Annotated in this window: 2 protein-coding genes; both read left to right on the top strand. The window is 48.4% G+C overall.

Features of this window, described 5'->3' with window-relative positions:
• Positions 1-1,220: 1,220 nt before the first annotated feature.
• Positions 1,221-1,511 carry a hypothetical protein gene (locus AC1DUA_RS28310; protein ID WP_161407345.1) on the top strand — a complete coding sequence of 97 codons (291 nt, stop codon included), beginning with the start codon at positions 1,221-1,223 and terminating at the stop codon, positions 1,509-1,511.
• Between the two features lie 49 nt (positions 1,512-1,560).
• A complete protein-coding gene (locus AC1DUA_RS28305) occupies positions 1,561-3,303 on the top strand; it encodes an AAA family ATPase (RefSeq protein WP_477502934.1) in 1,743 nt (580 codons plus the stop codon).
• The last annotated feature ends 445 nt before the right edge of the window (positions 3,304-3,748 follow it).

Raw genomic sequence — 3,748 nt, 5'->3', positions numbered from 1 at the left:
TCACTCGCTAGGCCGACTCGGCGCGAATTAGCGGTGGATTTTCCTGTTATTTCCACTGGGAGGCGGCGTAACGATTCGCCGCAGGGCTCAGAGCGGTTGCGCAGTGGACCGATCACTTCCTTTTAACACCGAATACTGCAGCTATTTCTGGCGATTTTCCTGTTTTTTGGGTAATTAGATGGCATTGCTACTGCTATTCCGGTTAGATTTACCGAAATTTGCTAAGTCACAGAGGAATTAGCTGTAGTTTCTATTGCTATTTCACYMGCTAAGCCGACTCGGCGCGAATTAGCGGTGGATTTTCCTGTTATTTCCACTGGGAGGCGGCGTAGCGAATCACCGCAAGGCACCGAGAGGTTGCGCAGTGGACCGATCAGTTGTATCTAACGCCGAATACTGCAGCTATTTCTGGGGATTTTCCTGCTTTTGGGTAATTAGATGGCATTGCTACCGCTAATCCGGTTAGATTTACCGAAATTTGCTAAGTCACAGACGAATTAGCTGTAGTTCTATTGCTATTTCACCTGCTAGGCCGACTCGGCGCGAATTAGCGCTGGATTTTCCTGTTATTTCCACTGGGAGGCGGCGTAGCGAATCACCGCAAGGCACCGAGAAGTTGCGCAGTGGACCGATCAGTTGTATCTAACGCCGAATACTGTAGCTATTTCCAGCGATTTTCCTACTTTTATACAATTAGATGGCATTGCTACAGCTATTCCGGTTAGATTTACCGAAATTTRCTAAGTCACAGACGAATTAGCTGTAGTTTCTRTTGCTATTTCACCAGCTAGGCCGACTCGGCGCGAATTAGCGTTGGATTTTCCTGTTATTTCCACTGGGAGGCGGCTGTAACGGCGAATCGCCTGCGGCACCGCGAAAGGGCCATTCAGCATGAAGGCCCAATAATAACTACCTTTTAATAGGTATACAAAGGGGATAAATAAAATGGATTTTCAAAATAAAGTAGTCGTCATGACAGGCGGAAGCAGCGGCAATCGAGCTAGTTAAACGAGGAGCCAACGTAGTCATCAATGGCCGCCGCGAACATGAGCTGGCAGAGGATGGAGCCCTCTTAACATTATGTTTATTTTTAAACAACACTCGGTCTTAATATGAAATAAATAGAATATATTTGTTTTGATCTAGTTGCGAACTGAATCTCACATCATCTTCACCTGTCAGTATTCCTAGCATACGATGTAGGAAGGTGGTGGTGAAAAGTGATATTAACAGTTGCCGGCTGGATGATTTATACATTATGGGCCATATTTGGATTAATGATCATCCATTTTCTAATTTCCTTCTTCAAAATGTTTTGGGAAGGTGCTTTCGATGTTACATTTGTACTAGGTTATTTAAAAGATGTCCTCTATTATGTTCTACCTTTGAATGTGCTTGTAAATTTAGTTTCAATCGATCCCACAGGTTGGATTCTTGTGATCTTTTATTTCATCTGTGGGGTCGCTGTCATTCTCAAATATTTATTGGATATCAAAAGAATTTTCCAATAAATAACTAGCGGGCCTTCTTTAAGTTGGTCCCAGGAAAGGAAGTGATGCCATGAGGAGATATCAGTGGATTAGGTGGCGAAAATTCATCCTCTGGCTAGCAGCCCTCGTAATTATCGGCTTGTTGTTATGGGTAGGAGGGCCTACCTATTGGAATGCCGCGTTAACCATCGCCAGCATGTTATTCCAGTTGTTATTCGCAGTATTATTCATGATCATCCAGTTCGTAGCACTCTTCTGGTTTCTGGCGAGGGGACGGACCTACTGGATACTGCCTGGCGAGACCGGCGCAACCTGGGACGATTATCGGGGGAATCCCGAAATTGTTGAGAATGCGAAGCGGATTGTGACCCTGCTCAAAGGGGTCAAAGAGTTCAAGGAGATGGGAGGGGAGGCAATCCGGGGATTGCTGTTATGCGGACCTCCTGGCACCGGGAAATCTTACTTGGCTCAAGTTATTGCCAACGAAGCGCAAGTGCCTTTCGCTTACGCTTCAGCTCCAAGCTTTCAGAACATGTTCTTCGGTGTAGGTAACCTGAAAGTTATGGGTATTTTCCGGAAGGCGCGGAAACTCGCGAGAGTGTACGGCGCCTGCATTATCTTCATTGACGAGATTGATGCGATCGGCATGAGTCGTCAGRGAAACGCTGGCGGAGGCATGATGGGAATGATGGGCATGGGCGGAGGCTCCGGCCTCCTCAATGAGCTCCTCTTGCAGATGGACCCGCCGAATATCGACACATCCAAAATTGCCAAGATGCTTCGTTCATTGGGACTGCGCCGCAAGAAGGCGGAGCGCCCAGCGGTATTGACCGTTGCGGCAACGAATCTGCCAGATGTCTTGGACTCTGCTTTGCTGCGGCCAGGTCGTTTCGACCGGCAGCTGTGGGTGGATGTTCCCGACTATGACGGACGGGTAGACATCTTTCAGTATTACTTGAAAAAAGTGAAAAGGGATGCTTCACTTACTCCGGAAGCGGCAGGACTTGATTCCATCGGATACAGTCCGGCGCAAATCAAGCACATCGTTAACGAAGCCGTTGTCATCGCGCATCAGCGCGGTGCCCAACTGGCTAGCTACGAAGACTTCCGGGCTGCGATGGAGACCTATGAGTGGGGCCTCAAACAACCGCTTCGCTCGATGAGAGACGATGAGAAGCGGAATGTGGCCTACCACGAAGCGGGCCATGCGGTGGCGCAGTTCCTGTTGAAGCCGCATGAACGCGTGTGGAAGGTGACGATTATTCGCCGGGGCGGTGCACTCGGACTCGCAGCCACCAAACCGACGCATGAGCGTTATAATCGAAGCGACAGCGAGATTTTGGCGGAAATCCAAGTCTGTCTGGCTGCTCGTGCTGTAGAAGAGGAATTCCTGAACAAGAAATTAAACGGTGTAACCTCGGATCTCCAGCAGGCAACAGAGTTGGCAGGGGCTTATCTGGGGATGGTCGGGATGGGCGATGAGCTATTCAGCTGGTTGGCTATTGGCTCCAGAGCTGAAGGTTTGAAGGCGCTCCGGCCTAAGATTAATGAACTGCTGAAAGATCAGATGCTGGAAGTGAAGAAGCTCGTTCGGGAATATGACGGGTTCGTTCATACCATTGCAGAGGAGCTTCTGAAGCGTGGCGATCTGACCGGAGATGAGATTGAAGAAATCTTCGTGCAGCTGTATGACCAGAGCCGGCCAGTGCTGCCTGATGTGAAGCCGCCTGTGTTCAATGCGCCGAGCAAAGAGCTACCTGCAAAGCAGCCCGATGTGAATGTGAGTGAGGATGAATCCAAGGATTCCGAATAAAAGTGATGTCCCAGCGGGGTGTTAATACCGCTGGGACTTTTTAATAGGATGTGCCTGTTGGATGAAATCCAATGAACATAGTGAATTAAAGGCTCGAACAGCGATCTTATTGGATGAAATCCAATGAGGCCGCTTAATCGTGCCGCTTTAGCGCAAGATATTGCTCATTTCATTGGAATTCATCCAATGAAATGAGCAATATAGGTGCGCAACGGGTGTTTACATTGGAAATTGTCCAATGAGGCTGCACGGTTTCAAGCCTCGAAATGATGCTCGTCTGAACACAGTTGTGCCGCATCACCCCTATATACATTATAATTCAAGAGAGGTAGCATAAAGAGGAAATCTGCCTATCTGGAGAGGATGTCACGCGATGAATGCTTTCACGAAACGCAAAAGAGAACTGGAACAATACGCTCCAGCACCAACGCTGGATAGGAGGGAG

Source organism: Paenibacillus sp. 01T422 (assembly GCF_056398785.1).
The sequence above is the reverse complement of the archived record's forward strand: the minus strand, read 5'-3'. Positions and strand labels throughout refer to the sequence as shown.